This window comes from Mycobacterium sp., from assembly GCF_032162105.1.
Taxonomy (GTDB): domain Bacteria; phylum Actinomycetota; class Actinomycetes; order Mycobacteriales; family Mycobacteriaceae; genus Mycobacterium.
Map to the genome: position 1 here is coordinate 1 of NZ_JAVRPS010000560.1, position 4,233 is coordinate 4,233.

A 4,233-nucleotide genomic window follows, 5' to 3' on the forward strand; every position below is an offset into this window, starting at 1 on the left:
ACTGCGCGTCGCTCAACCCCGCCTCATCGAGGTGGTTTCGATTCCGCCACAGGCGCTTCCCGCCCACCGTGATCGACGGACGCCCTGCGGCCAACGCCTCCTCGGCGGCGGCCAGCCGGGACCGCAAACCTGCCAGCCGGCGGGTCTTGGCGAACCGTTCGTTGGCCGATCGGTAACCACGACGCCGACGACCCCGGCCGCCACGATCCCCAGCACCCGCCGGTGCCGATTCCCCGGGGCGCAGCGCGCACCGTGCCTCCAACACCTCCACGGCGCGCCGCAGATCGCCGACGTGGGCAGCCAGCCCGCGCATCCCGAGCTGGTATTGGTCTTCGACCGCACGGGTGATCGCCCCGGCCCAGCGCGACGACGACACTGCGGTGACCGCCTGCTTGCGCTCGGCCCGCCACTCCGCACGAGACTGCCGATCCAACACGCCCAAGTGCACCCGCCCCGCCAGCTCGCCCCGGTACACCCCACCCAGGAATGACCCGACCGCGGTCAACGCCGTCGCTTCAGCCTCGGTCAGGTGAATCCGGGTCCGGACCCGCACCCCCAACGGCGGCCCGGCCACCACCGGCGCACCGATCCGCCGCAACGACACACCCTCAGCCATGCCCGCATCCTGGCAGCCACCACCGACAACCCCACCGCACCACTCACTTCCGTGCGGTATCCATCACTACCGCTCACTATCCAACGACCAGCTGTTAGCCCCCCGAGCCGCCGAGCTTCTCCAAGAGCAGTGCCTCGGTGGTGGCCGCACGTTCCAGCACGCCGAGGTGCAGGCTCTCGTCGATGCTGTGCGCCTGTGTGGCCGGGTCCTCGACGCCGGTCACCAAGATCTTGGCCGCCGGGTAGGCGGCGGCGAACGCGGCGATGAACGGGATGGATCCGCCCACTCCCATGTCGATGGCGTCGGTCCCCCACGCCTGCCGGAACGAGGCGCGGGCGGCGTCGTAGACGGGTCCGCTGGCATCGATCGCGTACGGCTCGCCGATGTCGCCTGGCGTGACGGTCACCCGGGCACCCCACGGGGCGTGCTGCTCGAGGTGCCTGGTGAGTGCCTCCAGGTGTGCGGTTGCGTCACCGCCGGGCGCTACCCGCATGCTGACCTTCGCGCGGGCGCGCGGGATCAACGTGTTCGACGACGACGCGATCGGTGTGGTGTCGATGCCGATGACGGTGACCGCCGGCTTCGCCCACAGCCGTTGCGGCACCGACCCCGAACCGATTTCGGTCACACCATCAAGGAGGTCGGTATCTTCTCGAACCCGGTCGGGCGGGTACTCGACGTCGGCGGCCGTGCCCTCGTGCAGACCGGCGACCGCGACGTTGCCGTCGTCGTCGTGCAGGCTGGCCAGCAGGCGCACCAGCGCGCTCAGCGCGTCGGGCACCACGCCGCCCCACATGCCGGAGTGCAGCCCGTGGTCGAGCGTGGCGACCTCGACGACGCAGTCGGCAAGGCCGCGCAGCGACACCGTCAGCGACGGGATCTCGGTGCTCCAGTTGTCGGAGTCGGCGATCACGATGACGTCGGCGGCGAGCAGGTCACGGTGTGCGGCCAGCAGGGCTCCTAACGAAGGCGAGCCGGACTCCTCCTCGCCCTCGACGAACACCGTCACACCGACCGGCGGATTGCCGCCGTGAGCGCGGAAGGCGGCCAGATGCGTTGCGATGCCTGCCTTGTCGTCGGCGCTGCCTCGGCCGTAGAGCCTGCCGTCGCGCTCCGTCGGCTCGAACGGCGGCGACGCCCACTGCGACGGGTCGCCCTCCGGCTGCACGTCGTGGTGGGCATAGAGCAGCACGGTCGGCGCGCCGGGCGGCGCCGGATGCCGCGCGATCACCGCGGGCGCCCCGCCTTCGCTGACGATGCGCACGTCACCGAAGCCCGCCTCCGACAACAGCTTTGCCACCGCGTCGGCGCTGCGCCGGACCTCGTCGTGGCGGGCCGGATCGGCCCACACCGATTCGATGCGGACCAGATCCTCGAGATCGGCGCGCACCGATGGCAGCACCGACCGCACCCGTTCGACCAGATCGCTCATGGCGTCGAGAGTAGTCGGTCGCCATTCCGGCACGAGCAGACGTAAAATTGCCCCTTTTGCGGTGTGTTGGGGCACCTTTGCGTCTCAGCGGCTAGGGCTAAGGGGACTCCAGCACCGCCACCGCCGCGGCGGTGTCACCGTCGTGAGTCAGCGAGAGATGAATCGTGATGTCCTTCAGGTGTTCGGCGATCGCACCGGTCAAGCGCACCCGCGGGCGTCCCCACATGTCCGTGACGATCTCGATGTCGCGGTGGATGCCCTCGGGCAGCATCGGGCGCTTCGAGAACCGCGAACCCGACCAGGCCTTGATCACGGCTTCCTTGGCCGCCCACCGCGCCGCGAGGTGCCGCGCCGCCGACGAACTCTTGTCCGCGGCGTCGCGGCGCTCACCCGGCGTGAACGTCTCCGAGAAAACCGTGCCCGGTTGGTCCACCTGCTCGGCGAAGTCCGGTATGGAGACCAGGTCGATGCCGACCCCGACGATGCTCATGGGACGAACGCTAGCTCAGACCTCTTCGGCTCATCGCGAGTACCAGCCGTCCTCGCCCAGCCGCGACGACGGGTCGAGCAGCATGTCGGCCTCCTGCCGCTTCTCCGGCGCGTCGTGGCCGAACCGTCGATCGGCCGGCCGCTCGTAGAGCGAGGGCCCACCCGCGATCGCCGACGCCAGCCGACGCTGACCCTCCAGCACGCGGGCGTTGGCCCGCCGCCGGTAGTCCTCGCGCTCCGCCGGATCCAGTGCCGCCAGGAACGCTTCCGGGTGCACCAGCGCCACCAGACCCGACACGTGGCCGAAGCCCAAGCTGGTCACCAGACCCGCCTTGAGCGGGAACTTCTCGCCCAACTGCAGGGTCTCGCGCACCCACACCAGGTGGGCGGCGTCGGACAACTCGTCATCGACGCAGTCGAGGCTGCGGTTCGGCGGGATGACGCCGTCGCGCAGGATCTGGCACAGCCCCATCATCTGGAAGGCCGCAGCGCCGCCCTTGGCGTGACCGGTGAGGCTCTTCTGACTCACCACGAACAGCGGTGCACCCGACGACCGGCCCAACGACGCGGCGAGGCGCTCGTGCAGTTCGGACTCGTTGGGATCGTTGGCCAGCGTCGACGTGTCGTGCTTGGAGATCACCGCGATGTCGTCGGCACCGACACCCAGTTTCGCCAACGAGCGCGCCAGCACCGAATCCTTGCCACCGCGGCCCGCACCAAGAGCGCCAAGACCCGGGGCGGGGATCGACGTATGCACGCCGTCGCCGAACGACGAGGCGTAGGCAACCACCGCCAGCACCGGCAGCCCCATCTTCACCGCCAGATCACCGCGAGTCAGCAGGATGGTGCCGCCACCCTGTCCCTCGACGAAGCCCAGCCTGCGCCGGTCGTTGGCGCGGGAGAACTTGGAGTCGCTGATGCCCTTGGCGCGCATCACCTCGGTGTCGGCGGTGGCCGACATGTCGCCGAAGCCGGTGACGGCCTCCAGCGTCAGGTCGTCGTAGCCACCGGCCACCACGAACTCGGCCTTGCCGAGCCGGATCTTGTCGACGCCCTCCTCGACCGAGACCGCCGCCGTGGCGCACGCGCCCACCGGGTGGATCATCGCGCCGTAGCTGCCGACGTAGGACTGAACCACGTGTCCTGCCATGACATTCGGCAGGACTTCCTGCAGGATGTCGTTCGGCTTGTTCCGGCCGAGCAGGTTGCCGTGGTACATGGTCTGCATCGAGGTCATGCCGCCCATGCCGGTGCCCTGCGTGCTTGCCACCAGGCTGGGGTGTACCCAGCGCATCAGCTCGTTCGGCGAGAACCCCGCCGACAAGAATGCGTCGACGGTGGTGACGAGATTCCAGATCGCCAGCCGGTCGGTCGAGTTCATCATGTCCTGGCTGACGCCGTAGACGGTGGGGTCGAAGCCGGTGGGAATCTGCGCACCGACGGTGCGCGACATCTTCACCTTGCGCGGCACCCGGATCTCGGTGCCCGCCTTGCGGGTCACCTGCCAGTCGGCGCTGTCGGGCAACGGTGAGATGACCGTGTGCTCAGGATCGAACCGGACGAACTCCCTGGCGTCCGCCTCCGACGACACCACGAAGGTGAAGTCCTTGTCGAGGAACACGGACACCAGCAGCGGCGAGGCGTGGTCCGGATCGATGGCGCCGTCGTCGACAAACTCGCGGATGCCGACTCGCTC

The 4,233-nt window shown here is 69.4% G+C and carries 4 protein-coding genes; all 4 read right to left on the reverse strand.

Going from position 1 to position 4,233, the window contains the following annotated elements; all coding sequences use genetic code 11:
* Nucleotides 1-616: hypothetical protein (locus QOC69_RS28640; RefSeq protein WP_526445908.1), on the reverse strand; the 616-nt coding region annotated here is incomplete at its 3' end.
* A gap of 94 nt (nt 617-710) precedes the next feature.
* Nucleotides 711-2,048 carry a dipeptidase gene (locus QOC69_RS28645; RefSeq protein WP_526445909.1) on the reverse strand — a complete coding sequence of 446 codons (1,338 nt, stop codon included), beginning with the start codon at nt 2,046-2,048 and terminating at the stop codon, nt 711-713.
* Nucleotides 2,049-2,145: 97 nt separating this feature from the next.
* Nucleotides 2,146-2,538 carry a holo-ACP synthase AcpS gene (acpS, locus tag QOC69_RS28650; RefSeq protein WP_526445910.1) on the reverse strand — a complete coding sequence of 131 codons (393 nt, stop codon included), beginning with the start codon at nt 2,536-2,538 and terminating at the stop codon, nt 2,146-2,148.
* A 30-nt stretch (nt 2,539-2,568) separates the two neighbouring features.
* Nucleotides 2,569-4,233: beta-ketoacyl synthase N-terminal-like domain-containing protein (locus tag QOC69_RS28655; RefSeq protein ID WP_526445911.1), on the reverse strand; the 1,665-nt coding region annotated here is incomplete at its 5' end.